General features: G+C 31.0%; 17 protein-coding genes. 4 read left to right on the top strand and 13 right to left on the bottom strand.

What is annotated here, in order from left to right:
- Positions 1–310: 310 nt before the first annotated feature.
- Both COE53_RS19565 and COE53_RS19560 read right to left on the bottom strand, forming a co-directional pair.
- Entirely contained in the window at positions 311–1,837 is a 1,527-nt protein-coding gene (locus COE53_RS19565) for an ABC transporter permease/substrate-binding protein (RefSeq protein ID WP_098948571.1), read from the bottom strand.
- Between the two features lies 1 nt (position 1,838).
- Positions 1,839–2,591, bottom strand: a complete 753-nt coding sequence (locus tag COE53_RS19560; protein WP_069032486.1) for an ABC transporter ATP-binding protein — start codon at positions 2,589–2,591, stop codon at positions 1,839–1,841.
- Positions 2,592–2,804: 213 nt separating this feature from the next.
- On the opposite strand from COE53_RS19560, the gene brnQ reads away from it, so the two are divergent.
- On the top strand, positions 2,805–4,139 hold the full coding sequence (gene brnQ / locus COE53_RS19555; protein WP_069032485.1) for a branched-chain amino acid transport system II carrier protein: 1,335 nt from the start codon (positions 2,805–2,807) through the stop codon (positions 4,137–4,139).
- 66 nt (positions 4,140–4,205) lie between these two features.
- Here the strand turns inward: brnQ and COE53_RS19550 are convergent, their stop codons facing one another.
- Positions 4,206–5,378 carry an alpha-hydroxy-acid oxidizing protein gene (locus COE53_RS19550; protein WP_069032484.1) on the bottom strand — a complete coding sequence of 391 codons (1,173 nt, stop codon included), beginning with the start codon at positions 5,376–5,378 and terminating at the stop codon, positions 4,206–4,208.
- A 382-nt stretch (positions 5,379–5,760) separates the two neighbouring features.
- Between COE53_RS19550 and COE53_RS19545 the strand changes: the two genes are divergently transcribed.
- Positions 5,761–6,237: a nucleoside deaminase gene (locus COE53_RS19545; RefSeq protein WP_069032483.1), complete on the top strand. Its 477-nt coding sequence runs from the start codon at positions 5,761–5,763 to the stop codon at positions 6,235–6,237.
- Between the two features lie 68 nt (positions 6,238–6,305).
- On the opposite strand, the gene COE53_RS19540 is transcribed toward COE53_RS19545, so the two are convergent.
- The 4 genes from COE53_RS19540 to COE53_RS19525 form a co-directional block, all read right to left on the bottom strand.
- Entirely contained in the window at positions 6,306–6,764 is a 459-nt protein-coding gene (locus COE53_RS19540; protein WP_069032482.1) for a YkvA family protein, read from the bottom strand.
- A gap of 128 nt (positions 6,765–6,892) precedes the next feature.
- Positions 6,893–8,515: an ABC-F family ATP-binding cassette domain-containing protein gene (locus COE53_RS19535; protein ID WP_091021411.1), complete on the bottom strand. Its 1,623-nt coding sequence runs from the start codon at positions 8,513–8,515 to the stop codon at positions 6,893–6,895.
- Positions 8,516–8,639: 124 nt separating this feature from the next.
- Entirely contained in the window at positions 8,640–9,278 is a 639-nt protein-coding gene (locus tag COE53_RS19530; RefSeq protein ID WP_069032480.1) for an SdpI family protein, read from the bottom strand.
- 13 nt (positions 9,279–9,291) lie between these two features.
- Positions 9,292–9,552 carry an autorepressor SdpR family transcription factor gene (locus COE53_RS19525; RefSeq protein ID WP_069032479.1) on the bottom strand — a complete coding sequence of 87 codons (261 nt, stop codon included), beginning with the start codon at positions 9,550–9,552 and terminating at the stop codon, positions 9,292–9,294.
- A gap of 172 nt (positions 9,553–9,724) precedes the next feature.
- Here COE53_RS19525 and COE53_RS19520 point away from each other — a divergent pair, with 172 nt between their 5' ends.
- Positions 9,725–10,909, top strand: coding sequence for an alanyl-tRNA editing protein (locus tag COE53_RS19520; RefSeq protein WP_069032478.1), 1,185 nt, complete (start codon positions 9,725–9,727; stop codon positions 10,907–10,909).
- A gap of 121 nt (positions 10,910–11,030) precedes the next feature.
- Here COE53_RS19520 and COE53_RS19515 read toward each other — a convergent pair whose 3' ends face one another.
- The gene (locus COE53_RS19515; RefSeq protein WP_069032477.1) at positions 11,031–11,525 is read right to left on the bottom strand and encodes a GNAT family N-acetyltransferase; all 495 of its coding nucleotides are present in this window, start codon (positions 11,523–11,525) and stop codon (positions 11,031–11,033) included.
- 351 nt (positions 11,526–11,876) lie between these two features.
- Here COE53_RS19515 and COE53_RS19510 point away from each other — a divergent pair, with 351 nt between their 5' ends.
- The gene (locus tag COE53_RS19510; RefSeq protein ID WP_098948570.1) at positions 11,877–12,569 is read left to right on the top strand and encodes a DUF899 domain-containing protein; all 693 of its coding nucleotides are present in this window, start codon (positions 11,877–11,879) and stop codon (positions 12,567–12,569) included.
- A 92-nt stretch (positions 12,570–12,661) separates the two neighbouring features.
- Here the strand turns inward: COE53_RS19510 and COE53_RS19505 are convergent, their stop codons facing one another.
- The 5 genes from COE53_RS19505 to COE53_RS19485 all read right to left on the bottom strand — a co-directional run bounded on the left by COE53_RS19505 (position 12,662) and on the right by COE53_RS19485 (position 16,640).
- Positions 12,662–13,303, bottom strand: a complete 642-nt coding sequence (locus COE53_RS19505; protein ID WP_098948569.1) for a DUF4272 domain-containing protein — start codon at positions 13,301–13,303, stop codon at positions 12,662–12,664.
- Between the two features lie 173 nt (positions 13,304–13,476).
- On the bottom strand, positions 13,477–13,935 hold the full coding sequence (locus COE53_RS19500) for a hypothetical protein (protein ID WP_069032474.1): 459 nt from the start codon (positions 13,933–13,935) through the stop codon (positions 13,477–13,479).
- A 56-nt stretch (positions 13,936–13,991) separates the two neighbouring features.
- Entirely contained in the window at positions 13,992–14,906 is a 915-nt protein-coding gene (locus tag COE53_RS19495) for a DUF3885 domain-containing protein (protein WP_069032473.1), read from the bottom strand.
- Between the two features lie 169 nt (positions 14,907–15,075).
- A complete protein-coding gene (locus COE53_RS19490; protein WP_069032472.1) occupies positions 15,076–15,696 on the bottom strand; it encodes a hypothetical protein in 621 nt (206 codons plus the stop codon).
- A 104-nt stretch (positions 15,697–15,800) separates the two neighbouring features.
- The gene (locus COE53_RS19485; RefSeq protein ID WP_098948568.1) at positions 15,801–16,640 is read right to left on the bottom strand and encodes an SPFH domain-containing protein; all 840 of its coding nucleotides are present in this window, start codon (positions 16,638–16,640) and stop codon (positions 15,801–15,803) included.
- Positions 16,641–16,738 lie beyond the last annotated feature (98 nt).

Here is a 16,738-nt window from a genome sequence, read left to right as displayed (position 1 = left end):
TTTTATTGACGTAGATACAAACCGCAATTAAAATTATCAAATCTGCAATTAAATCTTGAGAAAGTGCAATTAAAATACAAAATTACCCATACCAGTTAAGGTATTTCACCCCAAAAACTGTTCATAAATTCATACTCTTTAAAAGAAAACTAGCAATTTCCCGCTAATTCTATCTTTATCGAATAAAAAGTCGCTACAAATCTGCTTAAAAATCTTATTTTGATAGATAAGCGCTTTAAGTTCATGTGTATTACAATAAAAAAAGGACCGCTTTGATCAGTTCCCTGACCAATAAGACAGTCCAATACGTTTATTTTAGCAAACCCTCTTCTTTCAAAAACTCTCTAGCAACACTTTCGGCTGATTTTCCACCAACATTTACTTTGTAATTCATTTCTCGCATTTCATCATCCGTTATTTTATTTTTTAATTTATTTAATATATTTTTGACTTCTGGATATTTTTTAAGTGTTTCTTTCCTCAGAAGTGGTGCGCATTGATATGGTGGGAATAAATTTTTATCATCGACTAACACTTTCATGTGATAACTTTGGAGCTCACTATCGGTTGAATAAGCATCGATTATTGAGAGATCGCCCGATTGAATTGCGTCATATCTCAATTTAGGTTCCATCGTTTTTAAATTTTGGAACTTTATTCCATATAATTTTTGTAATCCTAAATATCCGTCTTCACGATCTGAAAATTCTAAAGTGAAACCTGCTTTTAATTGATTTGCTACTTTGGTTGCATCTGAAATTGTTTCGATTCCAAATTGTTTGGAAATGTGATCTGGAACAGCTAATGCATAAGTGTCATTAAATTTCATAGGTTCCAAATAGCTCAAATTATACTTTTTTGCTAAACCTTCAGCAGCTTGTTCATATACTGCATTTGCATCATTACTAATAGCCTTTTGTTTCAAAAAAGTAGATATGACCGTACCTGTATATTCTGGATAAATATCAATATCACCTTTTTTTAATGCATTAAACACAAATGTTGTTTTACCAAAATTGGGCTTAACTTCAACGTTTAGATTTGTTTCATCCTCAATCATTAATTTATACATATTCATTATTATTTCTGGCTCAGCACCTAATTTTCCAGCGATGACTAGGTCCGTTTTATTCCAAGATTTAATTGTTAATGGAGAAAATAATAATGCTAATAAAATAAAAGAAGCAGTAATTATTCTTAATGAAAAACTCTTAAAACTCCTCTTCTCTATTAATCTTAAAATAAAATCAAATATAATTGCTAAAAGTGCTGATGGTATTGCCCCTATAATGATTAAATTCATATCGTTTCGGTCGATGCCTAATAATATTAAACTACCTAAACCACCAGCTCCTATTAAAGCGGCGATTGTTGCAGTTCCAACAATGATGACCATCGCAGTGCGGATTCCCGCCATCATAACTGGTAGTGCTAATGGTAATTCAACCTTAAATAGTCTTTGTCTACCATTCATTCCTAACCCAGTTGCTGCCTCTAATAGGATTGGATCAATCTCCTTAATTCCAGTATATGTATTTCGCAAGATCGGCAATAATGCATAAACACTTAGCGCAATTACCGCTGGAATCTTTCCAATACCAACTAATGGTATTAAAATCCCTAACAGCGCCAATGAAGGTATAGTTTGAATAACTGCTGTCGTTCCAATTACAAATTCTGAGAGAACTTTCTTCCTCGTTAAGTAAATTCCAATCGGGACAGCTATTATTATTGCAATAATTAGTGCAAAAACTGAAATTTGTATATGCTCTAACAAAGCCGTTAATAATTGCTCTTTTCTATTTGCAAGAGCTGTTGTAAATGAAATGAGAATCATCTTATATTCCCTCCTTTACAACAACTTTACTACGATAATTGTCTATAAATTGTTCAACAAAAGGATTGACTGGATTATTTAGAATTTCATCCTTCGTACCAACTTGAACTAGTTCTCCATCGTGCATGATCCCGATTCGGTTTCCTAAATAAAATGCCTCGTCTAAATCATGAGTAACAAAAAGGATCGTTTTATTAATCTTAGTTTTTAATTGCTTCAGGTCCTTTTGTAATTGTAATCTAGTAATCGGATCCAATGCACTAAACGGTTCGTCCATTAATAATAGATTTGGATCCCCTGCTAAAGCCCTCGCTACACCTACCCGCTGTTGTTGACCCCCAGATAATTCTGAAACTGATCTTTTACTAAATTCCAAAGGATTTAATTTTACTAATTCTAATAATTCATGAGTGCGCTCTTTTATTTGAGCTTTGTTCCATTTTTTTAATTCTGGTACAATTGAAATATTTTCTTCAACATTCAAATGCGGAAATAGTGCAATTTGTTGAAGTACATATCCAAACTCTCTCCTCAGCTTATGTTCATCATATTCTTTAATATTTTTATCATTATAAAAAATTTCTCCGTCAGTTGGTTTAATTAATCTATTTATTAATTTAATTGTTGTTGTTTTTCCACAGCCACTTGGGCCAATTAAAACAAAACATTCACCTGTCTCAATTGAAAAAGATAAATCCTGAACTGCACATTTACCATTTGAAAACCTAAAAGAGATATCTTGAAATTGAATCATTCTAGTCCTCCCTTATAAATTGCCTATAAGTATATATATTTAGAGGACAAGTTTTCTTATGCTTTAACTGATGAAAATTAGGACAAAAGAAACTTTTTTCTTACTTTATGAAAATTATAAGAATTTTAAAGGTTTTTGTAGTAAATAGAGTTATTCTTTGATAAAATGAGAAAATCATTTTTAAATAGCAACTATGTTTTTGAGGTGAATTATTTGAATACTTTAACAAAAAAAGAAATACTGTTTATTGGATTTATGTTATTTTCTATGTTATTTGGTGCTGGTAATTTAATTTTCCCAGCATACATAGGACAAGCAGCCGGAGAGAATGTATGGGAAGCAATTATTGGATTTATTATTTCGGATGCAGGCATTGCAATTTTAGCATTTATTGCAATAGCAAAATCCGGTAATTTTGATACGCTTGTAAAAAGGGTACATCCCATATTTGCACTTCTCTTCCCAATGGCAATCTACTTGTCGATCGGACCTGGACTTGCCATTCCTCGAGCTAGTAGTCTGGCATATGAAATGGGTGTTAAACCATTTTTGTCCGAAAGTTTGTCTATTTCTCCGATAGGACTCTTAATTTATACGATTGTGTTTTTTAGTATCGTTTATTGGTTTGCTAAATCACCTTCAAAATTAGTTGACAGATTCGGTAAAATTTTAACTCCAGCTTTACTAATCTTAATTTTAATTGTTTTTATTAAAGCAATGTTTACAGACTTATCTAGTTTTAAGGATGCATCCTTAACATACAAATCTAACCCTGTCTCACAAGGAATTTTAGATGGCTATCAAACAATGGATGGCATTTGCGCATTAATCTACGGGATTGTTTTTATCAATATTTTTCAAAGATTAAATGTTACAAATAAAAAGTTACAAATTAAGTATTTAATTATTTTCGGTTTAATTTGTGCATTATTATTATCGATGACTTATTTTATAATTGGCTACTTAGGTGCTTCAGCAACGATTACTGGACAAATTGACAATGGAGCAATCGTTTTAACGACAGTCATGAATCAACTATTTGGCAATGGTGGAACAATTGTTTTAGGACTTATTTTTACACTTGCATGCTTAAGTGTTTGTATTGGTTTAATCACATCATGTTCTCAATATTTTAATAGTATTTTCCCTAAATTATCTTATAAGCAATGGGCAATCTTATTATGTTTTATAAGTGGTTTCGTAGCAAATTTAGGACTTACACAAATATTAAAAGTATCCGTTCCAATATTAGGTCTTTTATATCCAATGGCAATTGCACTAATTGTTCTAGCGCTTTTACACGATCAATTACCATTTAAAGGTAGACCTGTTTATTTATTAACAATTTTGTTCGTTGGAATTTATAGCTTAATCGAGATAATCAATTCATCATTTTTACATAACGGACTAAATGAATTATTATCGATTGTTCCAATGCAAAGTAACGGATTCGGTTGGGTAATACCTGGTTTAATCGGTTTTGTAATTGGGTGTATTTTGGAGAAGTTTATCGTCAAAGAATATACCGAAGTAAAAAACGCAGCATAATTCTTTTTAAAATATAAAGAGCGACTCATTAGTCTAAGCACTTATTGAGATTGCTCTTTTTAATTTTTAAAAATGCTTACTAAGGTTTTCTTTCACTAGCAATGATGGCTTTAATTCACTGATACTTTTTTGTCCGGATAAAGCCATCGTTAAATCAAAATCAGCTAACATATTTTTCATGACTTGAACTACTCCATTTTTACCAGCAAGTGCTAGGCCATACATATACGGTCGTCCAATTAATACTGCATCAGCACCGATTGCTAAAGCTTTATATACATCTGATCCTCTTCTAATGCCACTATCCATTAAAATTGGTAATTTACCTTTTAATTCACTACAAATACTCTCTAATGCATCTAGAGTACTAATTGTTCCATCAACTTGTCTTCCACCATGATTCGAAACGATAATACCATCCATGCCATATTCAAGTGCAAGCATCGCATCGTCCTTATGTAAAATTCCCTTTAATAAAATAGGTAATTTAGTTTGATTTCGCAAAAATGCTAAATCTTCCCATGTTAATGCAGGATTGCCAAAGAGTCTTGTCCATAATAGAATTGCTGACTGTGGATCCTCTTCGGGTGATTTATTCAATCTTGAGCGAAATACGGGATCCTCTAAATAGTTACCAATTCCTTGCCCCTGTAAAAACGGCAAATATGCATTTTCAATATCTTTTTCTCTCCAGCCCATAATCGAGGTATCAAGTGTAATAACAATCGCTTCGTAACCATTTGCTTCAGCTCGTTTAATCATACTCGCTGCAATTTCCATATCACTACTACAATATAACTGATACCATTTAGGAGAATTTCCTAAAACAGTTGAAACCTTTTCTAAAGAGTAAGTTGATGCAGTACTAGTAATGTATGGAATATTCAATTCAGCTGCTGCTCTTGCAGCTTCAAGTTCACCTTCTGGATGTGCAATTGACTGCACACCGATTGGAGCAAATAAAATTGGTGAATGATATGTTTTGCCAAATAAATTTATACTAATATCACGCTCAGCCACATTTCGTAACATTCGCGGTACAATTTTCCACTTATCAAAAGCTAATCGATTTTCATTCATCGAGCGCTCACTACCAGCGCCCCCTGCTATATAATAAAAAGGCCCTTCCTCTAATTGATCATGTGCTAGCTTTTCTAAATCTTCAAATCTAACAGGAATCTCACTTTTTTTCCCAGCACTATAAACTTGCAATTGAATAGAATTTCCGAAATTCCTCATTCGAAACACATCCTTCAAAAAAAGTTGTAACCGTTTACATATTCTAATACCTATCAGCTAACTCCTTTAAATTTCTTAATAAATCATTCGACATTTTGAATATTTATAAGATTCCCTATCTCGTTAAGCATTTAATTTTATAGTAAATATTTTTGTTTGAATAATATTAATCTTTTATTATTGTTAAAAAAAAAACGAAATATGTTCTTAAATATCGTTATAGAGTGTACAAATAAGTAAGATACCCTTTTAAATTTTATTGGCTGATTTAAAGAATTTTAAATCGTTTAACTAATTTGATTGACTACTTATTTATATTAATTTATGAGATTAGATAAATGTAAATACATTTCGCCCTTATTACTATAAAGGTGGTGTTAGTTTGAATCACTCTGATTGGATTAAATTAAGTGTAAGACTTGCTTACGAAAACTTATTAAATAAGAATGGTGGGCCATTTGGAGCAGTTATTGTCCAAGATGGAAAAGTAATTGGTGCAGGCGTAAATGGTGTCACAACTTTAAATGATCCAACTGCACATGCAGAGGTCCAAGCAATTCGAAACGCATGTCAAAATTTAGGTACATATTTATTAAAGGATGCTGTCTTATATACTAGTTGTGAACCATGCCCAATGTGTCTAAGTGCCGTCTATTGGTCTAGAATTTCAAAAATATATTATTTTTTCACAAAAGATGATGCAGCAAAAATTGGATTTGATGATGCACATATTTATAATGAACTTTCATTGCCATATGAAGATCGAACCATCCCAAGTGAACAAATTATGATTAAAGTCAAAGATATTGAAAACCCTTTCATTGTTTGGTCAAAAGATGAAAGTCATGTACATTATTAATCTGTATAAGAAAAGGTTGCTCATTAATAAATAATGGGCAACCTTATTTTAATTTTGATTTATAAATTTTATTCTTTTAGCTCATGATCTTTTTCTGACTCTTCAATTTCCACTAAATTTAATGAATCATCTTTTTCGTTATTATTTTCTTTCCAAATTTTATACTTTTCAATATCTTTGTTTATTTGTTTAAATGTATACGCTAAAATCGTTGCATCATCTAAAAAGCCTAAGCCGACGATAAAATCTGGTATTGCGTCAATTGGGCTGACAAAATAAATTAATGCCCCGATCACTGTCAAAATTGATTTTGTGGAGATATCTCTATAACTGCCATTAATATATGATTTAAATAAATCTATAAATAAATTTACTTTTTCCCAAGCTTCACCTAATGCACCTTTTTTATCTGGTGCCAGCTTAGCTGCTTTTTTCAATAAATTCGTAGATTTTTCTTTATTTCCTAAATAGGAAGAAGCTTTCTTTAAATACTTTTTAAAAAACTTATTTTCATTTAACTCAGACATTATTTCTCCTCCCTTTTTTATAGTTTAACAAATATGAAAACAAGATGAAAGTAAGAAAAACCACTAATCAATTGATTAGTGGTTTCACGCCTTTCTGCTTTTAATGTGAAAGGCTTGTGTAGTTGGAATTACTTATTATATAACTCTTCTACTTGCTTTTGTAAATCTTTGTTCTCTAAGAACTCATCATAAGTACATTCTTTGTCAACTAAACCGTTTGGTGTCACTTCAATGATACGGTTTGCAATTGTTTGAATGAACTGATGGTCATGAGATGTAAATAATGCAGTACCTTTGAAAGCAATTAGACCATTATTTAATGCCGTAATTGACTCTAAGTCTAAGTGGTTAGTAGGATCATCTAATACTAATACGTTTGCTCCACTTAACATCATTTTTGAAAGCATACAACGAACTTTTTCTCCCCCAGAAAGAACAGAAGCTTTTTTCATTACTTCCTCTCCAGAGAATAGCATACGTCCTAAGAAACCACGTAGGAAGCTTTCAGACTCATCTTGTGGAGAGAACTGACGTAACCATTCGATTAAGTTCATATCACTTTTTTCAAAGAACTCAGAGTTATCTTTAGGGAAAAATGCTTGAGAAGTTGTTACACCCCATTTAAATGAACCAGTATCTGGCTCCATTTCACCCATTAAAATTTTAAATAAAGTTGAAATTGCAACGTCATTTTTACCAACAAACGCAATTTTATCACCTTTGTTTACAGTAAAACGTACGTTATCTAATACTTTTTCACCATCGATTGTTTTTGAAATTCCATCTACAGTTAATAAATCATTTCCAACTTCTCTCTCTGGCGTAAATCCAACGAATGGATAACGACGAGAAGATGGTCTAATATCATCAAGTGTAATTTTATCTAAAAGTTTTTTACGTGAAGTAGCTTGTTTTGCTTTTGAAGCATTTGAGCTAAATCGAGCAATAAATCCTTGTAGTTCTTTAATTTTCTCTTCTTTTTTCTTATTAGCATCAGACATTAATCTTTGAGCTAATTGACTTGATTCATACCAGAAATCATAGTTACCAACATAAAGTTGAATCTTACCAAAATCTAAATCAGCCATATGCGTACATACTTGATTTAAGAAGTGACGGTCATGTGATACAACGATAACTGTGTTTTCAAAGTTAATTAAGAAGTTTTCTAACCATTGAACAGCTTTAAGATCTAAGTTATTCGTTGGCTCATCTAGTAAAAGAATATCTGGTTGACCAAATAATGCTTGAGCAAGTAAAATTTTTACCTTCTCACCAGCTTGTAATTCAGCCATTTTTTTATAATGTAAGTCTTCTGTAATGCCAAGACCTTTTAATAAAATCGCAGCTTCTGATTCTGCTTCCCAACCATTTAACTCTGCAAATTCACCTTCAAGTTCTGCAGCTTTCATGCCATCTTCTTCAGTGAAATCTTCTTTACTGTAGATTGCATCTTTTTCTTTCATTACTTCATAAAGACGAGTATGACCCATAATTACTGTTTGAAGAACTTCAAACTCTTCATATTCAAACTGGTTTTGTTTTAATACTGCAAGACGCTCACCTGGCGTTACAATAACATCACCTGTTGACGGCTCGATCTCACCAGATAAAATTTTAATAAAAGTAGATTTACCCGCACCATTAGCACCAATTAAACCGTAACAGTTACCTGGTGTAAACTTTATATTAACATCATCAAATAATTTTCTGTCCGCAAAACGCAAACTAACATTAGAAACTGTAATCATTTTAATTATATTCCTCCAACTCTTTTGCTCTACTCTTTACAATACCATATTTTAAAAGGAAATTAAATTTTTTCTAAAAGAAATTCATAAACAAACACCAAATTTTGTAAAAAAATAGCTTAATTTAGTTTTTCATTTCCTTTTTAAAGGCAATATATGAGTATATAGTTGTGAACCCAACTAAAAATATAATCAATGGAATGACAATAATTCCTTTATTACTCACTGGTATAAAATAAAGCAATAAGAAACATAAACCAACGATCATAAATAATCTACCGCTCACACGATGTGTTTTTTTCCAAACATTTTCATTACTTAATGTCCATGGTGTACGGACGCCAATAAAATAATTCGAACGAACATGAGGCATATAATTTCCAAGAAACATAAACAAAAGGCCAATAAAGAGAAAACTCATTGAGCCGATATGAACGTTATAACCTAATCCGTAGAATAAAACACTCATATTAATTAAAAAGAAAATAAATAAAATCCCTGTTGCCATAAAGTACAAGCTTCTTTGGAATAACTTATAATTTTCTTTTCTTGGATCGATCTTTGGAGTTACAATTGGTAATAAATAAACGAAAAGCATGATCGCATGGAGCTCGATAAATGTTTGCATTTTTGAATCGTAATTATTAATTTGACCTGAAAAATCCCAGTGAACTGGTAGTTGACTTGGTAAATTATGAAAGTTAATAATCCATAATACTAGTGAACAAATAAATAGTAAAATTGCAATGATGTGCTTTTTCAAAATAGGTCACCTCTCAATTATTTTCTTTAAAACTATATGCCCAACTAATAATTTCTTGGAAAACTGTCATATTTAAAGAATAAATAATAAATTGCCCCTTCTTCTCATCTTGAATTAACTGAGCTGACTTTAATATTTTAAGATGCTGCGAAATACTAGGTTTTGACATATCAAATTGTTCTGAGATTTCTCCCGCAGTTAAATCCTTCTCTTTTAATAAATCTAAAATTTTTCTTCGAGTTGGATCCGATAATGCTTTAAATAATTCGTTCACATTTTACACCTCTAAGATTTAGTATTTAGTTAATTAACTAAATACTAAAATCTATTTGTCAAATTGTCAATTATGCTAAAATTAAAATAGATTATTTTAAGTTTTTATTTCACTTCTATATAATTTAAATTAAACAACAAATTTAGGAAATTAAAAGATTAGAGGTATGATCATGGCAAATAAATTATATTTTGAACACCCTTCATTAAAAAAATGGTTTACTAAAATTACAGAAATTAAAGAAGTTGATTCTTTGTTTCATATCAAACTTGAGGATTCTGCATTTTATCCTGAAGGTGGTGGGCAGCCATCTGATTTCGGTACAATTAATGGAATTGAAATTGTTGATTTAATAGAAGAAAATGAAGAAGTCATCCATGTCCTAAATGCAAGACCGGATACAATAGAAGCAACATGTGAAATAAATTGGGATCGAAGAATTGATCATATGCAGCATCATAGTGGCCAACATTTACTTTCAGCAACAATTATTGAACTATTTGATGTACCTACTGTAAGTTTTCATTTAGGAAAAGAGACAGTTACGATTGATTTAGATACACCTTCTCTTTCTGCTGAACAATTAAATCAAATTGAAAGAGCTGTATATGAAAAGATACTTGCAAATATTGAAATTAATACATATTTCGTAAATAAAGAAGAACTAAATGCACTTCAACTACGCAAATTACCAAAAGTTGAAGACAACATACGAATTGTTGAGATTTTACATACAGATTTATCCGCATGTTGTGGTACTCATGTAAAACAAACGGGTGAAATCGGATTAATTAAATTAATTAAAACTGAAAAAGTAAGACAAACTACTAGACTTCATTTTAAATGTGGCTATAGAGCACTAGAAGAAGTTCAAAAGACTAGTAAAACTTTATCAAATATTAATCAATTATTTAATACACATACTGACCAAGTTAAGGATAAAGTCGAAACGACGATGAATGAATTAAAAGAAGCACAAAAAGAAATCGACAAAATGAAAGAAACGATCTATAACTCAATCTCAAATGAGTTACTATCAAAAGCTACGAATGATATCATTATTAAAACATTTGAAGAAGAATCAGTAAAAGACTTACAGTTACTTGCAAAATCAATCCAATCAAAAAAACCTTCATTACTTGTTTTTTCAAGTGTAAAAGAGCAAAAATTATTGCTTATTAATCAACTGAAAAATGATATACATTGTGGAGAATTAATTAAAAATTTACTAAAACGAGTTGATGGAAAAGGAGGCGGCGGTGCCGGGCAAGCACAAGTCACATTTGAAACTTCAATCCAATTACACGAAGCTGAAAATATTCTAAAAAGTATTCTTCTTAGTCAGGTAAATTGTTAATTCTTTAAAAAACTATTTTCAAAAAAAAAAGATTGTTAAATTAGACAATCATTCTAAAAAGAACAACGGCGGACTGCTCAAGTCCACAGTTGTTCTTTTCTTGTTATGTATTCATTTCGATCTATTCAACCGAATACTTATAGAATATTTTATCGACCTTCATTACTGGAAATTTTTCAGGTAAATCTGTCACTTCTACACTTTTAAAACCATTTTTCTCATAAAATCTATGAGCTGCTAAAAATTGGGGAGTTGTTCCAAGATAAATTGCTTTTATTGACTTTTCTTTCGCCCATTTAATAGCATTATTTAATAAAAGACTTGCAGTTTTATATTTTGCACCTCTGTATTCTTTGTCTACAAACATCTTTCTTAACGCAACTTCTTGATTCCCTATGTCTAAAAGACTAATTGTACCAACTACTTTATCCCCATAAAGAGCCACCCAAAAGTTGCCGTTTCCGTTTTGGTAAAATTCTTCAATTGTAAACAAATCAGGCTGGTCATCTTTGGTGATTTTAATATTATATTCTTGCTGCTGAATAGCAAGAATTAAATCTACTACTTCAGCTTGGTATTCATTAGAGTATTCTTTCAAAATAGGACTGTTGTTCATGTTTTTACACCGCCTTTTAGATATTAAGACATTACTATTTTTAATTTAACCACTGCTCTATACTATAACTCTTTATTCAATATAGAGATTGGGATGTCCTTTTTTCATATTTAACTAAATTGATAAATTGTTCAAATTAAAAAAGCCGCAATTATGCAACTTGTGATGTTTAACTATCGTATACTGTAGTTCTATAAGATTTAATTGTTTTCCAATCCTCATTTTTCACATTGCGGGTTAACTTAGCACTCTCCTCTGCTTCGTCGATTGAATCATAATCTGTATCTCAAATGAATACGAGATGCGATAATGTAGAGAATATATGAGAAAACGATATGACGAGGTGTTGTTATGGATCACAAAGTTCTGCCAAGAAAGGAATGGCTTGAATCGAGGAAAGAACTTTTACAGAAAGAAAAAGATTTCACCAAGTTAAGAGATGAACTTACACAGCAGAGACGAGATTTGCCGTGGGAAGTTGTTAGCAAGTCATATATATTTGACGGTCCGAACGGTACGGTATCATTAGCAGACCTATTTAATGGAAAAAGTCAGTTGATTGTCTACCATTTCATGTTCAGTCCAACTTGGGATCAAGGGTGCAAACATTGTTCTTTTTGGGCTGACCACTACAGCGGAATGATTCCACACTTAAATCACCGAGATGTCAGCTTTGTTTGTATTTCCCGTGGACCATTAGAAAAGTTGGAGAAATTTAAAAAACGTATGGGTTGGACATTTCCATGGTATTCATCAGGGCACACGGATTTTAATTATGATTTTCAAGCATCTTTTTTAGAAGACGAAGTAGAGAATAAATTAGCATATTATAACTATACTATGCAAGATCCAATGAGTTCTGACAGAGAAGGAGTGAGTGTTTTTTATAAAGATGATGAAGGAAATATATTTCATACTTACTCCACTTACGCTCGTGGCATTGACATGATGAATAATACATACCAGTTTCTCGACTTGGTCCCGAAAGGAAGGCAGGACGATCGTGGACTTCGTCATAGCGATCAATATGTTCCAAAAGTATAATTTTTTCATATTAAAAGGACTGCAAAAATGAATTGCAGTCCTTTCTGTTATAGAACTAACTCAATGCTTTAGTTGAATAAGGAATTTAAATTTTATGTATCTGTAGAAACAGCATCCCATTCTTCTTCCATGTAATTCACAAGCCAATTAAATGTATAATGTCTTTCATAAATGACACCTTCATTAAAGTTTGATGGGATTTGTGATCCATTTAATTGAGCGTCTCTAACTGCCCAATGACTTCTATATGTGAAATCCAAGCTATCAAGAATTTCATTAGTACCTCTAAGTGAAGTTTTTTTTATTAAATCCTCCTTAGTAGAACTCAATACTGTCTCATAAACTAAATCTACATCACATGTGTTTGTTGGGATACCCAGTTCTTGAATTATATTAATCGACCACAAAAGAACCCAAATACATTCGATTTTCCATGAATATTGAATAAATTCTCTTTGTTTTGGGCTTTTCTTTTCAATAAAAATTTTCTCCTCATCTGTAAATAAATCGAATGCTTTAAACACCTCGATAAATTCATCAATTTCACCATTTGATGCACCCATTCCTTTTGCAGAAACTATCGTGAGTGCAATTATTCTATCTATGATTTCCTCTTTAGTTCTTACATTTACATCACTATCTAGTTCTGTTAAAGGTAAATTCTCGTTAATCGGGATTCCTAATTTCTTTAGTTGAAGTTCGGATTTTAATTTTCTCTCATTTGTTAGTTCCACTTAATCACCCCTAATTTTATTAATCAATATAAAGATTCCTTCACTATGATACCAATTACATCATTCTATAATAACAATCCATATTAAACTAGGCTGCCAAATACTTAAAAAGGAGTCGATCATTATCGACTCCTGAATTTGCACAATTTTCACATGCGTTAACCAACCTTGAATCAATAATTTACCGCTCCATCCGAGTGAACTATTACTAAAGGATTATCAGAATCGCTTTCTAAAGTGAGAACACATTCTTTTCCAAGTACCCTTGATATTTTTTTCATAAATTCGAAAACTACCTTTAAATCAGTCTCATTTTTAATTTCTTTTGGATCTAAATCAAACTCAATTTCAGTAAGTGAAAAGAAATAGCAATTAAACAAAATACCATTAATTTTGATAGTCATCATAATACTGTGATTCTCTTTTTCTTTAAATAACATATAAACAGTTGTATTTTCATATTCAGATATCTGTCCATCTATATATAAAGTAATATTCCAGTGAGAACGATGGATTAATTCATATAATTTCTGCCATTCATCTAAACCTACATTAAACACATACATATCCCTAAGACTACCATCTACAAAAAATATCTCATTTAAAACTTTATTGTTAATGTTTTGCACCATTAGTCCATTCTCCATATAAGAATAATTTATAATCCCTACGTAACGAACGTATTCATTTAAGCTCTACTAGCTGACCAACTGTTATACATTCCCTGATATTTTTTCGAATAAAGTGACATAAGTTCAGTTTGGTAATTTATTAATCCTAAAGCTTCCTTTTTCGTGATATTAATTTTAATGAATTCATTCTCCGTAGTATCTACCATAACTTCAAAACCTGTTTGTTTGATCTCCTCAATACACTCTTGTGAACGGTTTATAGGAATCATTAATTTATGAGTTATATAACAAGTATTATCTTCAAATAAATTTATTTCAGATTCCCTGATTTTTTTTCTGTTTAGATTTAGTCTTTTCTCACTTTCATCAGGTGTTTCATAAATATTAAACAACCCATTTCCAAACATTCGGTCAATTTGGATCCTATTATAATCTAAAATCCAAGATTTGAAATTTTTATAAATAGGTATTAAGCTACTTTTTTCTATACCATATACATCGCATCCTCTATCGTCATACATATGAAACAACGTCTCTTTTGTCAAATTTAATAGATAACAAGAACCATTAATCATTGGTTTTTTTGCGAAATCTTTATTACCTATTAATTGGATAAGATAGGCTATGCGAATATCATCTTTTTTAACTCTTAAACTATACTGTTTTGTTTCCATTTCTACATCTTCTTCATCAAATTCAAATGGTAAAGTTTCGCATTTCAATCCATATATTTGCTTTTTACACCTCATCAAACGCTTTATGTTAGGGATAACAATTCGTTTGGAATTGCGTAGTCTATTAATATTAAGAATTAGTAGTAATTCATCATCCTTATCTATCATGGAATTTAGAATAGTAATTGCTCTTCGATTCATTTCCTCAAAGTATTGCTTACCTTCTAATTGAATAAGACCTAATTCAAAACGGATCCAAAAACTAGATCCCTTTATTAATTGACTCCATAGGCTCATTATGATCTCCTTTTATTTAAGCTATCTAGTAATTTCATTTAATGTATGATAGCTCTATTTTCTAATTTTAATATACTTACATTTTGTAAAATAAAAAAGACTACTAAAGTAGCCTATTTTTGTACAAAAGCAATGTTAGTTTTTCAAAAGAGAATGTATATCTGAGAAATTAGTCAAATTTTCTAAGATCGTTTGTTAATTTAACTCCTTGATTATAAAGCCCTAATTTACTTTGAAGTTGATTAGGTAGTATACAAGTAATTTTGTTTATATCCACTAAAGTTATTTCTTTTTGATTTGTACGTCCTGAAACTTCTTCACCAATCATTGCTAAGTCAAAGGGTGAATGACTATATATTAATTCTGTAATTGTTGTAAACATCTTATCTATATCATTTAACCAAAGATTAGATTCCTTTATTAGTGGGTAGTTACAATTAAAAATCTCTTCGAATATAACTAGAGGTATACTTATATCGATCCAATCAGACTCCCCTTCAATTCTTATAATACTAATCAAACAAGGAAAAATATTGCTCTTTGAGTCAGTAACTGTTCCATAAAATTGATCTACACTTGCATCTTCAAGATTTATAGGGAGCGAAATAGTTTCATAATAATTTTGGAAATCCTTTCTTTCTTTCCACATACCATTGAAATTATCGCATTTATACAATGCTACAAGAGCTTTATTCAATTTTTTATTATCTCCATAGGGATTATATTCAATTGACAGTTCATAGTATCCGCCATACCATAATTCTTCATTATTGAAATCATTATAATTCATAAAATTATCCCTCTTTTTTTATCTTGGGGTTTATTTATAGAAGTTAGATAGAGTTTTGTTCAAAAGTATCTGATTATAAAAATAGAATCTATTTTGTTTAGTTTCTATTTTTTCATTGTACTTAAAACAGGTTGTGCACCTTTTTCGGAAATTATTGTTACAAGAAGACTAGTAACCATATCGGCTTTTTGACTGTCTGTTGCAGTCAATAATCCTTTTTCTTCAAGCATTTTCAAAGCATCTTCTACCATACCAACAGCACCTTCTACAATTTCTCTTTTAGCTTGAACAACTGCTTTTGCTTGTTGTCTTTGTAACATACTACTTGCTATCTCAGGAGCGTAAGCAAGATGGCTTAATCTAGCTTCTTGAACTTTAACTCCGCTTTTTTGAAGTCTTTCCTGTAACTCAATTTGTAATTCTTCTGCAATCTCTTCTGCATTCCCTCTTAAAGAAAATTCTTCTTTATTTGTCGTGTCGTAAGCATATTTCGTTGCAATATGACGAATTGCTGTTTCACTTTGAATCATGACAAATTTTTGATAATCTGCAACATCAAACAATGCTCTTTCAACATCAACTACACTGTATACTACAACTGCAGCAATCTCGATGGGATTCCCGTCGATGTCATTTACTTTCAATACATCGCTATTGAAATTAACAGCTTTTAAGTTCACTTTGGATTTACTTGTAAATGGAATTGTGCAATAGAAGCCATCTTCATAGATTGTCCCTAAATATTTCCCCATAAATACCATAGCAACTGCTACGTTAGGTTGATTTATGACAAATCCAGACGAAATCAAACAGACGAATAGAAATGAAGCGATCATGAAAAATGCATGACCACTAGCTAAAGAAATAAATCCACCAAGTATTAATAATCCTATTATGAATGCCAACACGATGTAACCGTTAATTCGAAATGCTTCTTTTTTCATATTTTTCCCCTCTTCATTCAACTAAGTATGTTAAATCAATAAAAATAGTAATATCAATGAAAAATACAAAGAATTCATCGGAACACCTTAAGGTGATA

The sequence above is a fragment of the Bacillus sp. AFS029533 genome, from assembly GCF_002585125.1.
GTDB classification, from domain to species: domain Bacteria; phylum Bacillota; class Bacilli; order Bacillales; family Bacillaceae_G; genus Gottfriedia; species Gottfriedia luciferensis_B.
The sequence above is the reverse complement of the archived record's forward strand: the minus strand, read 5'-3'. Positions and strand labels throughout refer to the sequence as shown.